This window comes from Cupriavidus necator N-1 (assembly GCF_000219215.1).
GTDB lineage: Bacteria > Pseudomonadota > Gammaproteobacteria > Burkholderiales > Burkholderiaceae > Cupriavidus > Cupriavidus necator.
In genome coordinates, this window is sequence record NC_015727.1 from 209,039 (window position 1) to 229,173 (window position 20,135).

Below are 20,135 nucleotides of genomic sequence, written 5' to 3' on the forward strand. Positions count from 1 at the left end.
TGTCCCTCGCTGTTCAAAGGGGCGAATACCGGAACTCACTTTCAACGATTCCAGTTTCATTTCAGCCCTCCTACGTGTGGGCAGTATTGGGTGAAGCCCACTGCCCGCTCGGCTTACATCACGCCACCTTGACCTCAATGCGGCTCGGTTGTGTGAGTTCGGCTTTCGGGATGCGTAGCTTGAGCACGCCGTGGTTGAACTCGGCGACAACCTTTTCGGCATCTAGTTCCTTGGATAGCGTGAACACGCGCCGGTAACGGGGCAGGGAAACCTCCGTGTAACTGGCTTCCATGCCCTCCGGCAGATCGAGGACGACTTCGCCTTTGATGGTCAGGATACCGCCTTGCACCTGCACGGCCAGCTTGTCCTTGGGCACACCCGGCAGATCGGCGTATAGGGTAATGCCTGCGGCGTCCTCGTACACATTCACCGGCGGCATCAGGGCTGCTTCAGGGCTGGCAGTTTCGGCTTGCTTGGTGACAGCAGTATTTTCGCTCATGGCCAGATCCTCCTCGCTCACTGGATGCTGATTTGGCGCGGCTGCGCGGCCTCGAGGCGCTGGATGCTGATGTGCAGCACGCCGTCGCGGTACCTGGCCTCCACCGCCTTGGGATTCACGTCGCTTGGTAGGCTCACCACACGGCGGAAGCGGCCGGCGAAGCGTTCATCGATATGCACGGAGGTTTGCTCGTCCTTGTCGGGAAGATCGGGCTTGCGTTCGCCGACAATGGTCAGCACGCTCTGCACCAGCTGCACGTCGATGCTGGCCGGATCGACGCCAGGGGCAAAGGCGTAGATTTCCACCGAGTGGGGTGTGCCGCCTACATTCATGGCCGGAAAACTGACCCGACCGCGAATGCTGGGAGACAGCTCGAATGGCTGCTGCCACTCGCGCTGTAGGCGTTCCAGCTCTGAGAATATGTCACGGGGAAACAACGATCGATACATCATGTTTGCCTCCATTCGCTTTCGCGTGGGCGCCATATTCGGACGCCCCCGGTTGCAATGGTACGGCTTCGCCTGCGGATTTCAAGGTCTTGATTTGACTGGTATTCGACATCATTCTTCCGAGAAGAAGGGCAGGCCCTCGAGACCGGAAAAGGGGAACACGCATGGAGTTCCATGACTACTACAAGACGTTGAGGGTGGCACGCGATGCCACGGCGGAGGACATCAAGAAAGCGTTCCGCAAGCTCGCGCGCAAGTTCCATCCGGACGTTTCCAAGGAGTCCGATGCCGAACTGCGCATGAGGCAGCTCAACGAGGCCTACGCCGTGCTCTCCGACCCGGACAAGCGCGCCGCGTACGATCAATTGGGGCGAGGCTATCAGCCCGGCCAGGAGTTCCGTCCGCCGCCGGACTGGGACACCGGCTTCGAGTTTTCCAGTCGGGGTTTCTCGCCCCAGGAAGAGGCCGATTTCAGCGACTTCTTCGCCGAGCTGTTTGGCCATGTGGGGGGCAGACACCGCGGCTCCCATGCACACGGTGGCAGCTTCCAGTCACGCGGTGTGGATCACCACGCCAAGGTGCTGCTGGACCTGGAAGACGCCTTTACCGGCGCCACCCGCCAACTTTCGCTGCGCTTGCCAAGCATGGACGCCCAAGGCGTGGTGCAGTTGAGGAGCCGGACCCTCAGTGTGAAAATTCCCAAAGGCGTGCGCGAAGGTCAGCTCATCCGTCTGGCCGGGCAGGGGGCGCCGGGGATGGGCGGCGCGCCGGCGGGGGATCTTTTTCTGGAGGTGCATTTCAATCCGCACGACCGACTGAAAGTGAAGGGGCGCAATCTACACCTCACCCTGCCGGTGGCGCCATGGGAGGCGGCGCTGGGGGCGGTGGTGCCGATCAATTTGCCCGGGGGCGAACTGAAGGTGCGCATTCCCTCTGGCGCCCAGAGCGGCAGCGAGCTACGTGTGCGCGGCAAGGGCATCCCCGCTAATCCACCGGGCGATCTGCTGCTGGACATCCAAGTGGTGTTGCCGCCGGCAAACACCCCCAAAGCGCGGGAGTTCTATGAAACCATGGCGCGGGAAATGATTTTTAATCCGCGCCCGAATAGGAGAGCCTGACCCATGTCTGATGATGACGTTCTGATCGGCTGCCTGTTGGATGAAGCTTGGCTGACTCTGGAGCAAGTGGCGGCAGCCTGCAAGGTAGAGTCAGAGTGGCTCATGCAGCATGTAAATGAGGGCTTATTTCCCCATGCGGTAAGCGTCGCTGGCGTCTGGCGGTTTTCCAGCGCCAGCCTTCGACGGGCGCGGCGCATGCGTCAGTTGGAGCGTGACTTTGACGCCATACCGGAACTGGCTGCTCTGGTGGCCGACCTGCTGGAAGAAATGGATGATCTGCAAGCGCGGCTGCGCTGTACCAGTCGGGGCTGAGCGCTACATGGATGCGCAAGCATGGGCCGTTGAGCCTGGGCGAACCGTCTGCTGCCAACTCGTGCCCCCCTGGCCCCTGATGGGCGCGCTACAAGGGGCGGCGCTGCTCGCGCGCCCGCAGAGTCCGCCGCCAGAGCCACTCTCTTGCGTACTTCAACGCGGCGATTTTTACTACCTCGTTGCAGCCAGCCTTCAAGTCGGAGTGCCCGTTTGGGGTACGTGAATGACCGCTGACCGCTGTGGATTCAACTGGTGGATGCAACGGATTGGTGAAATCGTCTGGGGGTGTTTCGTACACTCTGTTCGTTCCCACGCCGCGTTGCCTGCGGTGAGGAATGGGCTGACGATAGGCTTCCGTTGTTCATTGAGTGTCTCTTCCTCGGTATAGTGCCGCAGACGTCGCTGCGGACTGGTCTCGAACGATTACTTACTTGGGGAATGTATGAAAATACCGAACTCCGGCTCCCATGCCGCTCCGTTCGACATTCCGAACGTTGATCACTTTCGCTTCCACCGGCCTCACGCGCATCTTGCCCCGGCGTTCGGCAACGACAGGTTCGCGCTCAAGGCCGAAGCCTTCGCGCGTTTTTTTGGGACGCCCGTTTTTTTAGGGGCACAGACGGTAATCGTCGCCATCTGGATTGGGGTGAACGCCCTCGGTTTCACCAGGTTCGACGTTTACCCATTCATTCTCCTTAATCTGGCATTCAGTCTCCAAGCGGCCTATGCCGCGCCGCTCATTTTGCTAGCTCAGACGCGACAGGCAGCGCGAGACAACGCACACGCCGAGGCTGACGCGCAACACAGGGAGGCCCTTGCTGTCGCTAACGAGCAGCGGCAGGCAATTGCCGCGCAGAACGCGGCACAACTGCTGGAGTTGCTGCAGCGGAATACGGAACTGACCGAACTTACCCAAAAATTAACTGTGCGTGTCGAAACGCTGACCGTCGAGTTGCACGAGAAGCTCTTGCAAAAAGACTCAAAACCATAAAGCCGACACCCTGCCCATCAAGGCTGAAGTGGACGTTCGTGTTGATGAGGTATTGGGAGTGAGCCAAAAGCGGGGGGCAAATCCGTCAGGAAAGGGGTCTATTGTGTACTGAGACCGATTAATGGCGTTGTCAAGTTGGCGAAGCGGTCGGGTAAGATGAGGCGAGATGAAGAAGAAATCGCTCTTCATGGCCACCGGTTTCCGGCGGCGATCATCAGCTGCGCGGTGCGCTGGTATTTTCGCTTCAACCTGAGTCTGCGCGACATCGAGGAGTTGCTGTTCGAGGGCGGTGTCGTCGTGACCTACGAAACCATTCGCCGTTGGTGCGAAAAGTTCGGCGCCGGCTTCGCGCATCGCGCCAAGGTCGCACGGCGCAAGCCAGGCAGCACTTGGCATCTGGACGAGATGTTCGTGAAGCTGCGCGGTGAGCCCTACGTCCTATGGCGAGCGGTCGACGAACATGGCGCCGAACTCGACATCCTGCTGCAGAAGCGGCGCGACAAGGCTGCCGCTAAACGTTTCTTCCTGCGCGTGCTGTGCTCTTGCCCGGCGCCGCGCAAGATTGTCACCGATCAGCTGCGCAGCTACCCGGCGGCGAAAGCCGACATCCCGGAGTTGGCCTGCGTCAAGCACGTGTTCGTGAAGGCGACCGCCCGCGTGAACAATCGGGCCGAGAACAGCCACCGGCCCACCCGTGATTGCCTTGTCTCGCTGTCGGCAAGTTGACAGAGCCCTTGCCTACCTTCAGCTCGCGTTGACTACCGGCATGGCTGCCACAGTGGCCCTCGGCAGTCGGCCGGCCCGCGCGCCCGCAGACCTGGAACAGCGTGCTCGACTTCCGCAAGCGTGGATCAGGAACTCGCGCAGCGCGTCGGCCGGCTTGTCGAGCTTGCGGCCGGCCTGCCACATCATGCCGACCTCCATGTCCGGCACCGCCGAGGCGATGGCCCTGACCTCGATCTGCTTGCCCTCCAGCGACCACGGCCGGTACACCATATCGGTCAGCACGCCGAAGCCGGCCGCGGCGAAGTAGCGAAACTGCCGCAGGGTGATCTCCTTGGCGATCCTTTTCGGTGCCCCGCGTGACTTGGCCATGGCCATCCCTCCGCTACGGGCCTCTGCGAAGTGCTTATTAGCAGGCGCGGATTCTTGCCGGCATCCCGGCCGCCATTGTGAGAGTATAATTTCACATTTATGAAACAACATGGAAAACCGCCTCCTCGCTGGCTTTCCTTCTGCACGAACGGCCCCCATGCCACGGTCACTACCTGATCCGACTCCACCGTCGCGCGCGACGATTCGCACCATTCACCAACTGGGCGACCGGATTCGAGCAAGCCGGGCAGGGAAAGGAATGCCTATTGACCAGGCGGCCAGGCATTCCGGTGTCTCCATCGGCATGCTGTCCAAGCTCGAGAACGGCAAGGGGGTCAATCTCGAGCATGCCCTGCGTGTATTGGACGGACTGGGTTTGACGATGCTGGTCGTTCCCAAGGCGCATGCGCCTTGGCTCGAACAGGCAGCGGCCCATGCGGCCAAGATTGGCGAGGATGTGGCGTGGGACCAGAATGCTTAGCTAGTAGCGTCGCGTGGCGCCGTGGCGTGGAAGCGGTCATACTCGTGACGGCGATCGACCGCTTGATGGGTGCCTTCTACTCAGCGGTCCGAAATATAGGCGACAGATGGGGCGTCGAAGAATGAGCGCACAAGCCGGCGGTTCTTCTTCACGTCGTGCAGGTGCTGCTCAACGCGGATTTCCAGTTTCTCGCCCGCTCGCAACGGATCGCGCGCCACACCAGTTCGCTTGAGATGACTCCACACGAACTCGTCGGGATTCGGGTCGGGCGCGTAACCCGGCAGCACATGCATCGTGAGCTTTCCCTTGGTCGATTCGATGTACTCGCGCACATTGGCCTTCTTGTGTGCTGGCAGTCCGTCAACGATCAGATGCACTGGGCGGTTGCGGCCCGTCATCATCTTCTTGAGCAATTCGATGAATAGCTCCGCGGTCAAGGCCCCTTTGTAGGTCGCAAACCAGAAGGCACCTTCGGCGTTCACCGCGGACGCGGCGGAATTCGATTGGCGCTGCCCGGGGCGCTCAATCACCGGTGTCTCGCCTTTGACCGCCCAGGTCTTGCCATGCACCGCGTCGGCTCGAAATCCTGATTCGTCCCAGAAGTAGATGTCCGCACCGCTTTGCTTGGCCGCAGCCGCAATGCCCGGAAATGATTCACGCTGCCAGCGCTCGACGGCCTGCGGATCTCGTTGGTACGCCCGCTGCCATGGCTTTTGCGGGCTCAAGTCCAGTCCCGCCAGCAGCCTGCCCACTGCTGTGACACCCATCTTCACACCAAATTTCTCATCGATGAGCGTGGCCACAATCTGTCGTGTCCACAGCCCGAAGTCCAGACCGATTGGGGGGGCTCCAGCACACACGAGCTCTGTCGGTCCGAGCGGCCAATCGGTGATTTGACGCCGGAGACAGTTGGGTTGTCACTGGCGGACGGGAAAGAGGTTCTGCATAAGCTGCAACAAATCATGGTCGCCGAGCAATCCGAAGAGATTTGCGAGTTGCGACGGGTCTGTTCTCGATGCGGCCTCTGGCTTCCACTCAAGGACTATCGGATACGCAAAGTTGACAACGGTCTTCGGTAAGGTCGCCTTTCATCAGATTTGCTCCGAGAAACCTCGCCATTCAAGGCGGGGAGTGAAAGGAGCGCCGCCGAAAGGCGGCATTCCCACGTTAGAATGAGCGGCATGATTCGTGTCTACCGCTACCGGGTGAAGTCGCTCAACGGCCTGCTCAACAAGCAGAGCCGCGCGGTGAACTACGTCTGGAACTTCTGCAATGACACGCAGAAGCACGCGCTCAAATGGGGGAAGACGTGGCCGAGCGGGTTCGATCTGAACGTGCTGACCACGGGCAGCAGCAAGGAACTCGGCATCCATTCCGGCACGGTCAACGCGACATGCGAGCAGTACGCGAAATCGCGCAGCCAGCATCGCCGTCCTTACTTGCGATACCGCGGTAGGAAGAGCCTTGGATGGGTGCCCATGAAGGGCCGCGATTTGAAACGAGAGGGCGAGGCGTTTCGCTTTGCCGGGCATACCTTCCGCGTTTTCAATAGTCGCCTGTTGCCCGAAGGCAAGGTCAGGGACGGCAGCAACTTTGCGCAGGATTCGCGCGGGAACTGGTTTCTCAACATCGTGATAGAAGTTGCTGATATGCCGGCACGCCCGATTCAAACTGGCGTCGGCATCGATCTTGGTTTGAAGGACTTCGCGACGCTTTCGACCGGCGAGAAGCTCCCCAATGACCGGTTTGGCCGGCAAGCCGCCGAACGACTGGCGAAGGCGCAGCGTGCGCGAAAGCACAAGCGGCATATTGCCAAGCTGCATGCCAAGGTGGCGAATGCCCGCGCCGACTTCCAACACAAGCTTGCGCTCGAGCTCGTCCGGCGCTTCGATTACATCGCGGTCGGCAACGTGTCGGCTTTGAAACTCGCCAAAACCAAGATGGCGAAGAGCGTCTACGACGCATCCTGGTCGTCCTTCCGGGACAAGCTCCGCTACAAAGCGATTGCGCACGGAGCCACGTTTGAGGAAGTGAACGAAAGCGGTTCTACCCAGTCCTGTTCGGCGTGCGGTTCGAAGGACAGCACGACGCGGCCGAAAGGTATCGCAGGACTGCGAATAAGAGAGTGGACCTGCAGTAGATGTGGTGTCGTGCATGACCGTGATACCAATGCTGCGTTAAACATTCTCCGATGCGGACGTGCATCGCCAGGTGTGGGAATCCCCTGCCTTTAGGCAGGGGAGATGGAATGAACACCGCCCGTCAGTAACGCTAGCGGGGGTTCCACGATGAAGGGCTCTCGCTTGACCGACGGCATCGATGTGCCAAAGTGAAGATCCGAACCATCACTTGAGGTAAGGAGAGCCCAAATGAATGCTACGACATATGGGCTGGATCTTGCAAAGTCGATCTTCCAGCTCTACTGGGTCGACCCAGAGACGGGCGAGACGCACAGCCGGCGCCTCAGCAAGACCCAACTGATTTCCTTTCTGAGCAATCGCACCCCCGGCAAGTTCGTACTGGAGGCGTGTGGCGGCGCGCACTGGTGGGCAAGAAAGATTATCAGCCTGGGCCATGAAGCCATCCTACTCCACCCAAAGTACGTGCGACCGTTCGTGCGGACCAACAAGACCGATGCGGCCGACGCGCGCGCGATCTGGACAGCCGCGCAGCAACCTGGGATGCGACCGATACCGGTAAAGACTGAGGCACAGCAAGCCTTACTTGGATTGCACCGAATTCGCTCGGAACTAGTCGACAGCCGCACGCGGCAAGTGAATCAGATTCGCGGCTTGCTGGGCGAATACGGCCTGCACTTCGTGCTTGGTCGCAAGGCTGCCATGGCGCAGTTTGTCACCCGACTGAGCGAGATCGAGCAAACCATCCCGGCTCCCTTGTGGCGACTGTTGTCGCGCCAGTTACAGCGACTCAGGCAGTTGGACGCTGAAATCCTCGCGGCCGAGCAAGAGATCGCTGCATGGCTAAAAACCGAGCCTGCCGCCCAATGTGTGGATGCGATTCCGGGAATTGGCCCGATCACCGCCACGGCCCTGGTTGCCACCATGGGATCTCCCCAGGCTTACCGCTCAGGCAGAGCCTTCGCGGCCAGCCTGGGCCTGGTACCAACCCAGAGTGGCACCGGCGGCAAGGTTCACCTCGGCCATATCAGCAAACGTGGCGATCCCTATTTGCGCAAACTGCTGATCCATGGCGCACGCATCGTGCTGACCCGCTCGAAGCGGCGCCCGTGCTGGGCTGAGGCCCTGCTGGTCAGGCGCCCGACCAATGTTGCCATCGTCGCGCTAGCCAACAAGATGGCGCGCACCGCCTGGGCATTGCTTGCCCATCGCCGCGTCTATGAACCCGGCTATATCAGCGCACGGCCTGCGTAGCGAAAGCACGACCACAGCAGGGCACAAACGAATACCTTCAGGGTTGCACAGGGTAAGGAGATAAGGTGTGATGGCAAACTAGGTCGGACCGCGGGAACGCAAACCCGATGACGTCCAAGCGGCTTACAGCCCGTCGTGGGAGATGGGGACGTTCCCGGCTGATTCCATCAAGGCCCGCAGGCACGTTCCTGCAGCAAGGTCGGATATAAGACAGCAACCCATACCTACAAGCCAAAGCCCTTCAATTTACCTTGGCATCCGGGCGGTGTTCATATAAGGACGTCAAAGTGCCCGAATCGTGTCCTGCCTCTGCGAGCCTCCGTACTAGGCGCAAATGCCATATCGGCAGGTTGTCGCGACCTTGCGCAAGTTCCTGCCGGTCGCCCCCCGCAGGCCCTGGCCGAAGCCGCCGCCTTGTTGATACTCTCAAAGAAGCTAGAGGGGATCTTTCCGAAGGACAAGGACGAGGACGCATGATCGGCCTGGAAGATCGCCACACGATGGTCCGCCATATCGAAACCGCTCAGGCAGGCGGCGCACGCCTGCGCCAGGCGTGCGAGGTCGCTGGCATAACCGTGCGCACTCTGCAACGCTGGAAGGCCCACGATGGCTTGGTGGTCGGAGACCCCCGCCCCGGGGCAGAGCGTCCCACGCCCGCGCATGCGCTGACCATCGAGGAGCGCGAACGCATTCTGGCGGTTGCCAATGAGCCGCGCTTCGCGGACATGCCGCCGGCGCGCATCGTGCCCATGCTGGCCGATGAGGGTGTCTACCTGGCCAGCGAATCGAGCTTTGGTCGGGTGCTGCGCGCCCATGGGCAGACCCGGCATCGAGGACGCGCCAAGGCACCGCGCCAAAGCCGCCCACCCACCACGCACGTGGCCACGGGGCCGCGCCAACTGTGGTGCTGGGACATGACCTACCTGCCGGCCGAGGTCGCCGGGCGCTGGTTTTATCTGTACCTGATCCTGGACGTCTACAGCCGCAAGATCGCGGGCTTCGAGGTCCACGATCGGGACGACGCCAACCACGCGGCGCATCTGGTCAAGCGCACGGCGCTGGCCGAGGGTATTCACGCCATGGCGACCAAGCAGGTGCTGCACGGGGACAATGGTGCTACGCTCAAGGCCACCACGGTGCTGGCGATGTTGCACTGGCTGGGCGTCAAGCCCTCGTATTCGCGCCCACGCGTGAGCGACGATAACGCCTTTGTGGAGAGCCTGTTCCGCACGGCCAAGTACCAGCCCAATCCGACGCTGCTGCTGGCAGGCCGACGGTAAATGGCGCTCGCGCCTCCCGGCCGATCTTGGCCAGCGTGTTGGGACAGACCAGGGTGAGGGCGTCGGAAGCGGAATCCGGCACGTCCAGCGCGGCCTCCACGGCCTCGGAATTCACGACAATGCTAACGGTCGTTTGGGGCGAGTCTACGCGCCCGGGCTAGCGCGGCGACGGTGGGCGCATGTAGAACGATGCGCAGGTCGTCGCTGTTGTCTTCCATTTTCTCTCCTTGTGGTGGCCAGGTATCCGGCAGGGTTCGTCCTCCTCGATCAGGCGCTGGTGCAAATGGCGAGGCTAGGACGCCCGGCCATTGAACATCTGAGTTCCGAGTTGCACAAATGCGCGTACTGCTGGGGATATTTCCCGACGCCTGTGAGCCAGCACCAGTTGCACTGAGAATTTAAAGTCAGAGATCTGTGCGTAGAAGATTCCTGGCTGGGAGAAGTTCTGCATTGACTCAGGCACGATGGCCACTCCGTATCCCCCAGACGCAAGGCAAATTGCCGAGATGAAATCCTGGACCCGATATTCCAGATGCGGCGTGAACCCTCCGACTTCGCCCAGGGCGGATAACGCGGACCCGAATCCTTCCTCGTCTGCAAACTGAGGGACGATGAACGATTGATCTGCCAGCGCGCGCGCTGGAATTGTCGTTCGCCTTGCAAGGGGATGGCTTTCTGTCATGGCAGCCAGCAGACGTTCGGTCTGTACGACTTTGGTGACCACGCCAGCCGGATAGAGCCGCCTGGGCCTGACAATTCCCACATCAATCTGGCCATCGCTGAGCGCTTCAAGCTGCCTTGGCGTTTCCATTGGCACGACTTCGATCCGGACCATTTCGTGTGATTTCCGAAACTCGCTCAGCATCATGGACAACAGGCCGCTGCTTGCGCCAGATGCCACATAGCCGACACGGATGACGCCGGCCAGTCCTCGGGCAGCCAGGCGTCCCACCTGGTCGGCGCGCTCAATGTGTCGCAATGCAGCGACAGCCTCGGCCTGGAACAGGTGCCCCGCGTCGGTAAGTGACACCGGCTTCCTTTTGTTTCGGTTCAGCAGAGTGACTCCCAGATCCTGCTCAAGGCGCTGGATCTGGGTGCTGAGCCCTGACTGTGCGACCCCCAGGCGATCTGCCGCCTTCGCAAAGTGAAGTTCTTCCGCCACGGCGAGAAAGCACTGCAGTTGGCGAACGTCGATCATCGTTTTAATCTCAATTTCGGAACAAATATTACACACGTCTATCTGGATCATATCAAAGAATCCAGATGAAATAGCGCCATACCACATTCCTGAGAGCTATCGATGAATGCCCCGCTTCCCGCTGCAGTGCTTGCCAGCCAAGATGAGTGCCGCTTCCAGTTGTCTGCCCACCCTGATCACCATCGCATCCTGCATGTGACCGTTGAGCGCGATGCACTTCTTGGGTTCCTGCATGACGTACGCAAGGTCGATGTCCAGAACCTGGAGTATGTCCCCTTCATGCGCTATGAACTCGCGGACGTGCTCGCGAAGCATGTCGGGGAGGACTTCGCTACAACCATCAACAAGATTGTGAAGGACCGGCAGCACGGTGGCTTTACGGTAGGCCTCCAGGGACTGACGACGGACGCCGACGATTTCGTTCGCTTCGGCACTGCCATCGGGCACCTGCTGGGCCCCAGCAACCACGATTCGATGTCGGGCACTTACTATGCGCGCTTCGTGGTCAAGCATACGGACAATAGCGACTCCTATTTGCGCCAGGCCTATCGGCTCTTCACGATGCACACCGACGGCACCTTCGTTACCGAAGCGACGGACTGGCTGTTGATGATGAAGTTTGCAGAACAGAATGCAGTTGGCGGCGAGTCCCGGTTCCTGCATCTGGACGATTGGGAAGGGCGTGACCGCTTTGTCAGTCACCGTCTCGGGACGCAGCCTTTCCTCTACAAGGCGCCGGGGTCCAAGAATGTCAGCGACAAGGTCGAGCGCCCGCTCTTCTTCCAGAACGAGTTTGGGTTGTCGATGTCCTTCATCGATCAGTTTGTACAGCCTCGCAATCGCGAGGAGGCTGCATTCCTGAACGACCTGTCGACCTCCATGGAGGCTTCGCCGGGAACCAGGGAAGTGTCGCTGCCCGTCGGCGACCTGGTTGTCCTGAACAACTACTTCTACCTCCACGGGCGTGCGCCGTTCGAGAAGAGTGAGGCCCTGTTCCGTGAGCTGATGCGCCAGCGAGGCACGTTCGCCTAATTATCAATGTGATCCGGCGTGGCTGACAGTGACAGCGGTTGGGCCTGATAGAAGCTTCAAATCATGATGACATCTCAAACCGAAGTTGCAAGAAGCCAGGCCGTTCCGGGCGCCGGAACACCTGCCAAGCCTGCCTATGGCGTCAACCGTCAGCTTCCTCGACGACTGCGGCCGATCCTCTCGCTTGCCGATTTTGAGGTCGCGGCAAAGCGGGTGCTTCCGCGCCCCATCTTTGGCTATATTGCCGGCGCTGCGGAGGATGAAAAGTCGCTTGCCGCGAACAGGACCGCTTTCGACGAGGTCAGGTTTCGTCCAAAAGTCCTTGTCGACGTATCGGGAAGGTCGCAAGCGACCGAGATCTTCGGGCAACGTTACGCTGCTCCCTTTGGCGTGGCGCCCGTCGGAATCAGTGCGATTGCCGCTTACCGCGGCGATGTGGTCCTCGCCCAAACGGCACGGGAAGAGCAGATACCCGCAATCATGAGCGGTACGTCCCTGATTCCGATGGAAACCGTTCACGCGGCCGCGCCGGGCACGTGGTTCCAGGCGTACCTGCCAGGTGACGCCACACGCAGGGACGCGCTGATTGACCGGATTGAAGCGGCCGGGTTCAAAACGCTTGTCCTGACGGTTGATATTCCCGTTTGGGCCAACCGGGAGAATAACGTCCGTACGGGCTTCTCCTTGCCTCTGCGACCATCTGTGCGTCTGGCATTCGATGGCGTGTCCCGGCCGCGTTGGCTGGCCGGGACGTTCGCCAGGACGCTTATTTCGAGTGGGATGCCGCATTTTGAGAATTCTTTTGCATCTCGCGGCGCACCGATCTTGTCGGCCTCCGCAATTCGCGATACGGCGGGGCGGGATCACCTGAACTGGACGGATATCGAGCGAATCCGGAAAAGATGGCGCGGCAACCTCGTCATCAAGGGCATTTTGCATACGTCCGATGCCGAACGCGCTGTCGCCCTGGGCGCCGACGGCATCATTGTCTCGAATCACGGTGGGCGCCAGTTGGACGGCGCCGTGGAACCGCTTGCTGTCCTGCCGGAGATCTGTGAGGCAGTCGCGCATAAGATAACCGTGATGATGGACAGCGGTATCCGGCGAGGCGGTGATGTTCTGAAGGCGTTGGCACTGGGAGCCCGCTTTGTCTTCCTAGGGCGGCCCTTTGTTTACGCTGCGGCCATTGGAGGAGCCGAAGGCATTCGCCACGCCATCACGCTGTTGCGCGATGAGGTCGATCGCAACATGGCCATGCTTGGCGCGACGACCATCGCAGACGTGAACGATACCGTCATCGTCCAGGGCCACGGAACCGGCCGAGTTACGTCGGGGTAAGCCAACCCGGTCCGATGCGCGAATGTGCGCGACATTCTGACCGGCCTTGCTGCCTATCGGAATCGCGGAAGCTTAAAAAAGCAAGGTTGTCGGCGATCAATGACTGCCGACACCCTTTGATCTCCTGATCTGTGCCGTAATGCAGCGCGCCACCAACCGGAAGCGTGCGCAAGGGCGCAGCCATGTCAGCACATTGCGCGATGGCGTGGAATATGCGGATCCCCGCGCCGCGTACAACGCAGAGCGCTACCGACAGCGGGTCCCGAACAACCTGGCCCGACTGCCAAATCACCGGGAGCCGTCTTGCCGGCCAGGCCTGACGGCTCCGGTTCCCCCAGGAGGGGGAGCGCTCAAATCACGAAGATGGACGAGCCCGTGGTCTTTCGAGACTCCAGGTCCCGGTGTGCCTGCACTGCATCCTCCAGGGCATAGCGCTGATTGATCCCGATGTGGATGCGGCCAGCCGCCACGTGGCCGAACAGCTCGCCGACCAGTTCCGCCTTCTCGGCAGGATCGGCGATATAGTCGGCCAGGCCCGGGCGCGTCAGGAATAGCGAGCCTTTGCGGGCCAGAATTGCCGGATCGAAACCCGTGACCGGACCGGAGGCGAACCCCACGCAAACCAGCAGGCCGCGTCGCTTGAGGGAGTCGAGCGAGGCCATGAAGGTGTCTTTGCCCACGCTATCGAAGACCACGGACACGCCCACGCCATCCGTCAGTTCCCGCACGCGCTTGGCCACGTCCTCATGGCTGTAGTTGATGGTGTGGTCACAGCCGTGGGCGCGCGCCACTTCGGCCTTGGCATCGGTGGAAACCGTGCCGATCACCGTCAGCCCCAGCAATTTGGCCCACTGCGAAACAATCAGGCCAACACCACCTGCCGCGGCATGCAGCAGGATGGAGTCGCCCGCCTTGAAGGGGTAGATCCGGCGCATCAGGTAGGCCGCTGACAAGCCCCGCATCGTCATGGCCGCCGCGATTTCGCAACTGATTGCCTGCGGCAGCTTGATCAGAGGATCGGCAGAGATCAGCCGCTCCGTGCTGTAGGCGCCCAGCGTGTTGGTAAATCCCGTATAGGTCACACGGTCGCCGACCGCCAGATGGGTGACGCCGGCACCGACGGCCTCGATCACGCCAGCAGCCTCGTTGCCGATACCGCTGGGCAGCGGAACCTTGTAAGTGCCGCTGCGGAAATAGGTATCGGCAAAGTTCAGGCCTGCCGCCACGTGGCGGACGCGGACCTCTCCCGGTCCCGGTTCACCAACGCCAACGTCTTCAAAACGAAGGACCTCGGGTCCGCCCGTTTCATAGAACTTAACGGCCTTCGCCATGTTGTCTCCTGTTCGGTATCAACTATCACAATACGCCCGCGGCTCGCCAAGGGACAAATCCATGTCGCGGCAAGCTGGTCAGGCGATAGAAAAATTGCCACAGGCGGCTTGCTCAAGCCGCCTGTGGCCTCTCCCGGGTAGCAGGGATGCTTGAGCGGGAACGGCTGTCCTTTGCGACGATTGAATCATCTGGCCTGGCGCCACTTCCCACTTTACCTTGCACGCATTGAGCTTTCCCTTTTATGACAGTCATCGGCTGGCGCAGGAGCACTGGACCATCGACTACCAAAGCAGGCGCATTGATGACGAAGTGAGAGTGCGTCGGGCACGCCGCGGCGGTTCGCCTCTCTCAGCACCTTCTCCAGATGGCTCAGCGACCGCTTCGATAGCAGCGTCACGAAATGGACGGAGAGACCGGACTTAGCAGATGCTGAAGCCTTGCCCATCATCGACGACGAGCGTCGAGCCAGTCATGAATGCGCTGGCCGGCGAAGCGAGCGTCAGCAGCGCGCCATCGAGCGCCTCGGGCGTGCCGAGGCGCCGGCGAGGCAGGCCCTCGACGATCTTCCTGCCCGCGGGGCTCTGGAACATGGCGCGGTTGATGTCAGTCTCGATGTAGCCGGGACTGATGGCGTTGACGTTGATGCCGTGGCACGCCCATTCATGGGCCATCGTGCGGGTCAAGTGCTCCAGCGCTGCCTTGCTGGAGCCGTAGATGCCCAGGTGCGGCGAGTGCGTCTGCGCGGCCAGGGAGCATATGTTGATGATGCGTCCCGGCAACTGCCTGTCGATGAGCCGGCGTGCGAAGGCGGTAGACATCAGCAACGCGGCCTTCGTGTTCACGTCGAATACCCGGTCGAACATCTTCTCGTCCACGTCGAACAGCGCCGCGCGCCCGCCGACGCCCGCATTGTTCACAAGCGCCCATAGCGGCGGCATGCTTTGCTGGATGTCATCCAAGGCAAGCCGCACGGCTTCCTGATCGGCAACATCGACGGGAACGGCCCGCGCTGTACCGCCGGCTTGTGCGATCAGTTTTGCAGTTTCCTGCAGCGGCTCCGGCCGCCTGCCCAGCAGGGCGATATGCGCGCCGGTGGCGGCCAGCGTCCTTGCCGCCTGCCGCCCAAGTCCCGAGCCAGCGCCGGTAACGATTGCCGTCAGTCCGCGCAGGCCGAAGCGCTCGGCGAAAAACTCCGTGTCAAAGCCATTGCTCATCTTCATTCCTTCTCATGTCACCGCGGAAGCAGTCGCCCTGTTTCAGGGAACTCTCAGCAATTGAGCCCTGGCGGGCGTAGCCAAAGTTGCTTGTCCTCCATCACGACTTCATAGGTGCGGATACGCAAGCTCGGAGATGCGGTGCACTGGCCGTTGCGAATGTCAAATCGCAAGCCGTGTGCAGGGCAGCTGATCATGTGCTCCACACACGAACCTCCTGCGAGGGAGGCTCCGGCATGGGGGCAACTGTTTTCCATGGCAAAGAATTGGCCGCCAAGGTTGAGCACGATTGCCGATTGACCGTCTGGCAAGAAGACCAGTTTGCGGGCGCCTGGAGCCAGTGACTCCGGAGGCCCGAGCAGAATCCATCCGGGATCAGGCATTGGATTTGCACTCGCTGTGCAAACGCCCGGTCAACACGGCTTGCTGCATGACGCGAACCAACTCGCTGGCCGGTACGGCGCCAGTGACCGGCCACTGCCCATTGAAGACGAGATGAGGAACCCCTTCTGCAGGGTCGGCGCCCATTGAGGACTGGAGCGCAGAGGACGCCCTGGCGTCCCAACTGAACCCAGACGCTTGAGCCAGGGCCTGCAGTGTCTGCGCTGAACCGATGTCTTGCCCTTGAGAGAAGAAAGCGCAGTAGATGGACTCTACCAACTGGTACATGGCCTCCGGCATCAGCCTGGACTGGGCCGCATTGACCAAGGCACATGCCAGCGACGAATTCGGAAAGGTCGCGATGCTTTCGAAGTTCAACGACAGGTCAACCGATTCTGCCACGGCGCGAATCTGTGCGCGGCGCATCGCCACCGCCCGTTGGCCACCAAGCCGTGCCTCATAAAATGCCTGGTAGGGAATGCCTTGGGCAGGAATCTGCGGCAGCAGTGCATTGGCATGACATACCGTCTCCAGCGCCAATCCGGGGTGCTGCTGCCGCAGGCTTGCCCATGCCGAACGCAGATTTCGCAACCCAATCCAGCACCAGGGGCAAATCAGGTCAAGGTAAAAATCAACGCGCAGAGTTTGCGACGGTGCAGGGGCAGGGACCGCACCCGAAAGTTCAGAGCAATTCACGCAATCATTCCTTAGTGGTCGGCCAGGGGCCGTATTCGGATGCAAGGTCGAAGTGACCGACATGCCCAAGGCCGACAAGCCGAGCACCCCGGTCCCCCGCCAATTGAATGCGCCGTCCGAACCTGGCCAGGGCTCCGTGACGGCTGGCTGCTATCAGGCTGAGAAATGGCGGCTTTGTCCCAGGCAGGCCGCGATGCCGCGCGCGACACATCATATTCATCGATCCTGATCCCCGCGTCGTTGGCGATCTTCGTCCAGACTTGCAGATCGTTCTGGACGCCGCCTCGTGCTATCGTGAGCCCGATCATAGCAGTCGCATTTTTGGTGTCGACATCAATATATTGACGTCGTCGTGACGTTGCAGGAATCGACCAGCCACCGTAGACGGCATTGTCACGTTGGCGGTTGAGGGCCGTCATCGCAGCGATACGCGCGACCGTCGAGTGTGGCGGCGGCCGGGGCCTTGGCCTGTCCGCTCGCCCAGGCATCAGATGCTCAGCACAATCTTGCCGAAGTGCCTCTGCGCCGCCTGGTAGCGGAAAGCGTCGGCGATCTCGTCCAGCGGAAAGTGCCGGTCAATAATGGGACGGATGCCGGTGGCATCCAGCGCCCGCACCATGTCGAGCTGGTGGCGCCGGCTGCCCACCAGCTGGCCGGTAATGCGTAGCTGCTTGCGCAGGATCTGCCTGACATTGAACGGCGAATCCGCGCCCGACAAGACGCCGATGATCGCCACGTGCCCTCCCGTGCGCGCGGCGGCAACGGACTGCTCCAGCGTTGCCGCGCCACCGACTTCAATGACGTGATCCACGCCGGCGCCGCCGGTCAGCGTGAGTACCGTATGGCCCCACCGTGGGTCGTCGCGATAGTTGATCACATGGTCCGCGCCCAGACTGCGCAGGCGCGCAAGCTTGTCGCCCGAGCCTGACGTCGCGATCACGGTGGCACCTGCCGCCTTGGCAAACTGGAGGGCGAACACCGAGACACCGCCCGTTCCCAGGATCAGCACGGTCTCTCCGGGCTTCAGCGCGCCATCGACAAACAGTGCCCGCCAGGCAGTCAGCCCCGCGGTCGTCAGCGTCGCCGCTTCCACATGGCTGTAGGCAGCCGGCGCATGCGTGAAAGCCGTCACGGGCAGTGTCACGGTTTCGCGCGCAAAGCCGTCGATACCGTCGCCGGGAACCGTGGCGAAGTCGGACAGGCTCGGCTCACCGTCCAGCCACGTCGGGAAGAACGTGCTGACCACATGGTCGCCGGCCGAGAACTCCTTCACCCCCGCACCCACTTCGGTGACGACCCCCGCACCATCTGACATCGGGATGCACCGCACAGGCCCCACCCCGCGGCTGACGACACCGAAGTCGTGATAGTTCAGCGAGCTTGCATGGATGCGCACCGTGATCTCAGCGGGGCCGGGCGGGCGGGTTTCTACCGTCCCCGGGACCAGGCGGTCGAGCCCTCCGGGTGGCTCCAGATAGATGGCTTTCGATACGGTCAAGGGCGTTCCCTCCTGAGGGCATTGTCACGTTGGCGAGAATGATCGGCCGGCTGCCTGCACTATTGCGTCATGGTGCAGCCAAAAGCAGCACGGAACCAATGGCCGAAACTGTTCTGGCTTGAAGGTCCCATCAGGCGCGCGACCTCGCCGATCGTCAGGTCGCTCTCCTGCAGGTGACACGCGGGCAGCGCGCTCAGCCGCGTCGCGTTTCCGCGAGGTAACACCATCTGCCAATGAGGAACACGGTGAAGGGAAGAACTGCCGCGAGCGGTAGCCATCGCAAGGCGACCTGAAGACCTACCGCGTCCGCTGCCATGCCGGTGATAAATGGGCCTGCTGCGAGGCCCAGTATGTTGTTGAACAACGTCAGGGTGGCAAATGCCGAGCCATGAATGGCTGGCGGTGTGGCACCGGCAATGATCGCGCTACAAGTGCCGAACGAGCTGGCAAGGAAGAACACCCCGGGCGCAAGGAGCGCGAGTTGCAGATTGCCCTGTGGCATGCGGAACGCGATCGCCAGCAGCGTGCCTAGCACGAGGCAATAGCCAATGGCCATGTTCCACCTCTTGAGCAACGAATCCCCGCTGATCCGATCGGTCATCACACCGCACAGGAGTTGGCCCAGGCCGCTGACAAGGACAAGGCCGGCAGCCAGTACGGCCGCCTCGCTGACCGGCATGCCCCAGTAGCGGTTCAGGTAGCTGGGCAGCCACACGAAAAGAGTGCCCTGGACGAAGATCTGCAGGGCGCAGCCGAGGTACGCACAAAAGACAGAAGGGGACGGAAACAGGCCAGAGAAGAACGCACGCGGTGTCAGTTTCACATGCCCGTATGCCGGAGTTCTGTTCCCATTGTCCAGTCGGACACTTGCGAGTTTTTTTTCCGTAACCACGGAGCAGTAAATGATCACCAGCACAAAGCCAATGATCGCCATCAGAGCCATCGACCAGCGCCAGCCCAAGTGCGTCGCAATGAGGCCGGAAAGCGAGACACCGAGCACGGACCCAAAAGCAGCGGCAGATGTAAAGCCGCCGGCAATGGTAGACCGCATATGCTTTGGAAAGATGCTCACAAGCATAGCGAATCCGACACTGCCGTAGGCAGCCTCGCCGACGCCAACGAACAAGCGCGCGACGAACATCTCGTGGTAGTTAGCGGCGATAGCGCACCCGAGCGTGGCAACACTCCACACCGAAACCATTAGGGCAATGCTTTTGACGCGTCCCCAGCGGTCGGCGAGTATGGAGAACGGGAGGGTCAGTACGCCGACCATCAACGGCACCACGCTGCTAATCGAGCCGAGCTGCGTATCGGAAATCTGCCACTGCACCTTCAAGAGCGGAAACAAGGCATTGATCGCCTGCCGCGACATGTAGTCAGACAGTAACAGGCAGAACATCAATGAAAATACCACCCACGCGTAGGGGCGGGCGCCAGTGGTAGCCGCAGCCGGCTCAGCCGGCATCGCGTTACTTGTATACGTGCTCAATTCTGTCTCCTCTAATGATTCTTGAAACTCATGACTAGTAGTGCCGCCAGTTGTCGTGTGACCCCTGTGAGGCAAGGCCTTCAGGCAGGGCTGGCAGTGGTCATGAGAGGCCGTGGTCGCTGATGCCAGCTGCCGCGCCATGGCTTATCGTCTCGATTTCGCCATGCATCGGCGCACAGTTGCGGAACAAGCATCACAGGTCTGCTTGCGCAGAAAAAGGCGGGCAACCTCCAGGCAGGTGCGTGAACAGATCGCGGCCGACGAGTAAGGTTGCATCACGTTCGGCGACACGATCCCTGATATGGGACTCTTGCATCGGATCATCTAGCCTGGCGCGACA

At 61.1% G+C, this 20,135-nt stretch carries 18 protein-coding genes and 4 pseudogenes; 10 read left to right on the plus strand and 12 right to left on the minus strand.

Annotated features, from left to right (window positions below; genetic code table 11):
* Window positions 1-118 precede the first annotated feature (118 nt).
* Window positions 119-499, minus strand: coding sequence for an Hsp20/alpha crystallin family protein (locus CNE_RS31160; protein ID WP_013958691.1), 381 nt, complete (start codon window positions 497-499; stop codon window positions 119-121).
* Between the two features lie 17 nt (window positions 500-516).
* A complete protein-coding gene (locus CNE_RS31165) occupies window positions 517-951 on the minus strand; it encodes an Hsp20/alpha crystallin family protein (RefSeq protein ID WP_013958692.1) in 435 nt (144 codons plus the stop codon).
* A 161-nt stretch (window positions 952-1,112) separates the two neighbouring features.
* Here CNE_RS31165 and CNE_RS31170 point away from each other — a divergent pair, with 161 nt between their 5' ends.
* From CNE_RS31170 to CNE_RS31185, 4 genes and pseudogenes are all read left to right on the plus strand, one after another.
* Window positions 1,113-2,066 carry a DnaJ C-terminal domain-containing protein gene (locus CNE_RS31170; protein WP_013958694.1) on the plus strand — a complete coding sequence of 318 codons (954 nt, stop codon included), beginning with the start codon at window positions 1,113-1,115 and terminating at the stop codon, window positions 2,064-2,066.
* Between the two features lie 3 nt (window positions 2,067-2,069).
* Entirely contained in the window at window positions 2,070-2,378 is a 309-nt protein-coding gene (locus CNE_RS31175) for a chaperone modulator CbpM (RefSeq protein WP_041228980.1), read from the plus strand.
* Window positions 2,379-2,820: 442 nt separating this feature from the next.
* Window positions 2,821-3,369, plus strand: a complete 549-nt coding sequence (locus CNE_RS31180) for a DUF1003 domain-containing protein (protein ID WP_013958696.1) — start codon at window positions 2,821-2,823, stop codon at window positions 3,367-3,369.
* Between the two features lie 166 nt (window positions 3,370-3,535).
* A pseudogene (locus CNE_RS31185) lies at window positions 3,536-4,068 on the plus strand (IS6 family transposase); the annotation flags it as partial.
* A 135-nt stretch (window positions 4,069-4,203) separates the two neighbouring features.
* Here the strand turns inward: CNE_RS31185 and CNE_RS40690 are convergent.
* Window positions 4,204-4,395, minus strand: a pseudogene (locus tag CNE_RS40690) (hypothetical protein); the annotation flags it as partial.
* A 178-nt stretch (window positions 4,396-4,573) separates the two neighbouring features.
* Here CNE_RS40690 and CNE_RS31195 point away from each other — a divergent pair.
* Window positions 4,574-4,945, plus strand: coding sequence for a helix-turn-helix domain-containing protein (locus CNE_RS31195; protein ID WP_013958699.1), 372 nt, complete (start codon window positions 4,574-4,576; stop codon window positions 4,943-4,945).
* 80 nt (window positions 4,946-5,025) lie between these two features.
* Here CNE_RS31195 and CNE_RS31200 read toward each other — a convergent pair.
* Window positions 5,026-5,781: pseudogene (locus CNE_RS31200) on the minus strand (IS630 family transposase); the annotation flags it as partial.
* Between the two features lie 345 nt (window positions 5,782-6,126).
* Here CNE_RS31200 and CNE_RS31205 point away from each other — a divergent pair.
* The 3 genes and pseudogenes from CNE_RS31205 to CNE_RS31215 form a co-directional block, all read left to right on the plus strand.
* A complete protein-coding gene (locus CNE_RS31205; RefSeq protein ID WP_041229160.1) occupies window positions 6,127-7,179 on the plus strand; it encodes an RNA-guided endonuclease InsQ/TnpB family protein in 1,053 nt (350 codons plus the stop codon).
* A 135-nt stretch (window positions 7,180-7,314) separates the two neighbouring features.
* Entirely contained in the window at window positions 7,315-8,337 is a 1,023-nt protein-coding gene (locus CNE_RS31210) for an IS110 family RNA-guided transposase (protein WP_013953603.1), read from the plus strand.
* Window positions 8,338-8,718: 381 nt separating this feature from the next.
* Window positions 8,719-9,584: pseudogene (locus CNE_RS31215) on the plus strand (DDE-type integrase/transposase/recombinase); the annotation flags it as partial.
* Between the two features lie 325 nt (window positions 9,585-9,909).
* Here CNE_RS31215 and CNE_RS31220 read toward each other — a convergent pair.
* Window positions 9,910-10,866: a LysR family transcriptional regulator gene (locus CNE_RS31220; protein WP_238553189.1), complete on the minus strand. Its 957-nt coding sequence runs from the start codon at window positions 10,864-10,866 to the stop codon at window positions 9,910-9,912.
* Between the two features lie 51 nt (window positions 10,867-10,917).
* On the opposite strand from CNE_RS31220, the gene glaH reads away from it, so the two are divergent.
* Both glaH and CNE_RS31230 read left to right on the plus strand, forming a co-directional pair.
* Entirely contained in the window at window positions 10,918-11,847 is a 930-nt protein-coding gene (gene glaH, locus CNE_RS31225; protein ID WP_013958704.1) for a glutarate dioxygenase GlaH, read from the plus strand.
* Window positions 11,848-11,910: 63 nt separating this feature from the next.
* Window positions 11,911-13,185 (plus strand): alpha-hydroxy acid oxidase, encoded by a 1,275-nt coding sequence (locus CNE_RS31230; RefSeq protein ID WP_013958705.1) that lies wholly within the window; start codon window positions 11,911-11,913, stop codon window positions 13,183-13,185.
* A gap of 350 nt (window positions 13,186-13,535) precedes the next feature.
* Here CNE_RS31230 and CNE_RS31235 read toward each other — a convergent pair whose 3' ends face one another.
* The 7 genes from CNE_RS31235 to CNE_RS31255 all read right to left on the minus strand — a co-directional run bounded on the left by CNE_RS31235 (window position 13,536) and on the right by CNE_RS31255 (window position 19,771).
* On the minus strand, window positions 13,536-14,516 hold the full coding sequence (locus tag CNE_RS31235) for a quinone oxidoreductase family protein (RefSeq protein ID WP_013958707.1): 981 nt from the start codon (window positions 14,514-14,516) through the stop codon (window positions 13,536-13,538).
* A 420-nt stretch (window positions 14,517-14,936) separates the two neighbouring features.
* Window positions 14,937-15,737: an SDR family NAD(P)-dependent oxidoreductase gene (locus CNE_RS31240; protein WP_049800696.1), complete on the minus strand. Its 801-nt coding sequence runs from the start codon at window positions 15,735-15,737 to the stop codon at window positions 14,937-14,939.
* Window positions 15,738-15,784: 47 nt separating this feature from the next.
* On the minus strand, window positions 15,785-16,114 hold the full coding sequence (locus tag CNE_RS39695; RefSeq protein ID WP_080569622.1) for a Rieske (2Fe-2S) protein: 330 nt from the start codon (window positions 16,112-16,114) through the stop codon (window positions 15,785-15,787).
* Entirely contained in the window at window positions 16,107-16,808 is a 702-nt protein-coding gene (locus CNE_RS31245) for a DsbA family protein (protein WP_049800697.1), read from the minus strand. Before CNE_RS31245 ends, CNE_RS39695 begins: the two co-directional genes overlap by 8 nt.
* Before the next feature lie 4 nt (window positions 16,809-16,812).
* The gene (locus CNE_RS43155; RefSeq protein ID WP_080569623.1) at window positions 16,813-17,028 is read right to left on the minus strand and encodes an alpha/beta hydrolase; all 216 of its coding nucleotides are present in this window, start codon (window positions 17,026-17,028) and stop codon (window positions 16,813-16,815) included.
* 267 nt (window positions 17,029-17,295) lie between these two features.
* Window positions 17,296-18,306, minus strand: coding sequence for a zinc-dependent alcohol dehydrogenase family protein (locus CNE_RS31250; RefSeq protein ID WP_013958711.1), 1,011 nt, complete (start codon window positions 18,304-18,306; stop codon window positions 17,296-17,298).
* Window positions 18,307-18,499: 193 nt separating this feature from the next.
* Entirely contained in the window at window positions 18,500-19,771 is a 1,272-nt protein-coding gene (locus CNE_RS31255) for an MFS transporter (RefSeq protein WP_041228982.1), read from the minus strand.
* Between the last annotated feature and the right edge of the window lie 364 nt (window positions 19,772-20,135).

Excerpts from the sequence above, each read along its gene's own strand:
- CNE_RS31230 (WP_013958705.1), top strand. The coding sequence starts at position 11,911 with ATGATGACATCTCAAACCGAAGTTGCAAGAAGCCAGGCCGTTCCGGGC.
- CNE_RS31255 (WP_041228982.1), bottom strand. The coding sequence starts at position 19,771 with ATGCCGGCTGAGCCGGCTGCGGCTACCACTGGCGCCCGCCCCTACGCG.
- glaH (WP_013958704.1), top strand. The coding sequence starts at position 10,918 with ATGAATGCCCCGCTTCCCGCTGCAGTGCTTGCCAGCCAAGATGAGTGC.
- CNE_RS39695 (WP_080569622.1), bottom strand. The coding sequence starts at position 16,114 with ATGCCTGATCCCGGATGGATTCTGCTCGGGCCTCCGGAGTCACTGGCT.
- CNE_RS31205 (WP_041229160.1), top strand. The coding sequence starts at position 6,127 with ATGATTCGTGTCTACCGCTACCGGGTGAAGTCGCTCAACGGCCTGCTC.
- CNE_RS31210 (WP_013953603.1), top strand. The coding sequence starts at position 7,315 with ATGAATGCTACGACATATGGGCTGGATCTTGCAAAGTCGATCTTCCAG.
- CNE_RS31220 (WP_238553189.1), bottom strand. The coding sequence starts at position 10,866 with ATGATCCAGATAGACGTGTGTAATATTTGTTCCGAAATTGAGATTAAA.
- CNE_RS31180 (WP_013958696.1), top strand. The coding sequence starts at position 2,821 with ATGAAAATACCGAACTCCGGCTCCCATGCCGCTCCGTTCGACATTCCG.
- CNE_RS31160 (WP_013958691.1), bottom strand. The coding sequence starts at position 499 with ATGAGCGAAAATACTGCTGTCACCAAGCAAGCCGAAACTGCCAGCCCT.
- CNE_RS31240 (WP_049800696.1), bottom strand. The coding sequence starts at position 15,737 with ATGAAGATGAGCAATGGCTTTGACACGGAGTTTTTCGCCGAGCGCTTC.
- CNE_RS43155 (WP_080569623.1), bottom strand. The coding sequence starts at position 17,028 with ATGAATATGATGTGTCGCGCGCGGCATCGCGGCCTGCCTGGGACAAAG.
- CNE_RS31165 (WP_013958692.1), bottom strand. The coding sequence starts at position 951 with ATGATGTATCGATCGTTGTTTCCCCGTGACATATTCTCAGAGCTGGAA.
- CNE_RS31235 (WP_013958707.1), bottom strand. The coding sequence starts at position 14,516 with ATGGCGAAGGCCGTTAAGTTCTATGAAACGGGCGGACCCGAGGTCCTT.
- CNE_RS31195 (WP_013958699.1), top strand. The coding sequence starts at position 4,574 with ATGGAAAACCGCCTCCTCGCTGGCTTTCCTTCTGCACGAACGGCCCCC.
- CNE_RS31175 (WP_041228980.1), top strand. The coding sequence starts at position 2,070 with ATGTCTGATGATGACGTTCTGATCGGCTGCCTGTTGGATGAAGCTTGG.
- CNE_RS31170 (WP_013958694.1), top strand. The coding sequence starts at position 1,113 with ATGGAGTTCCATGACTACTACAAGACGTTGAGGGTGGCACGCGATGCC.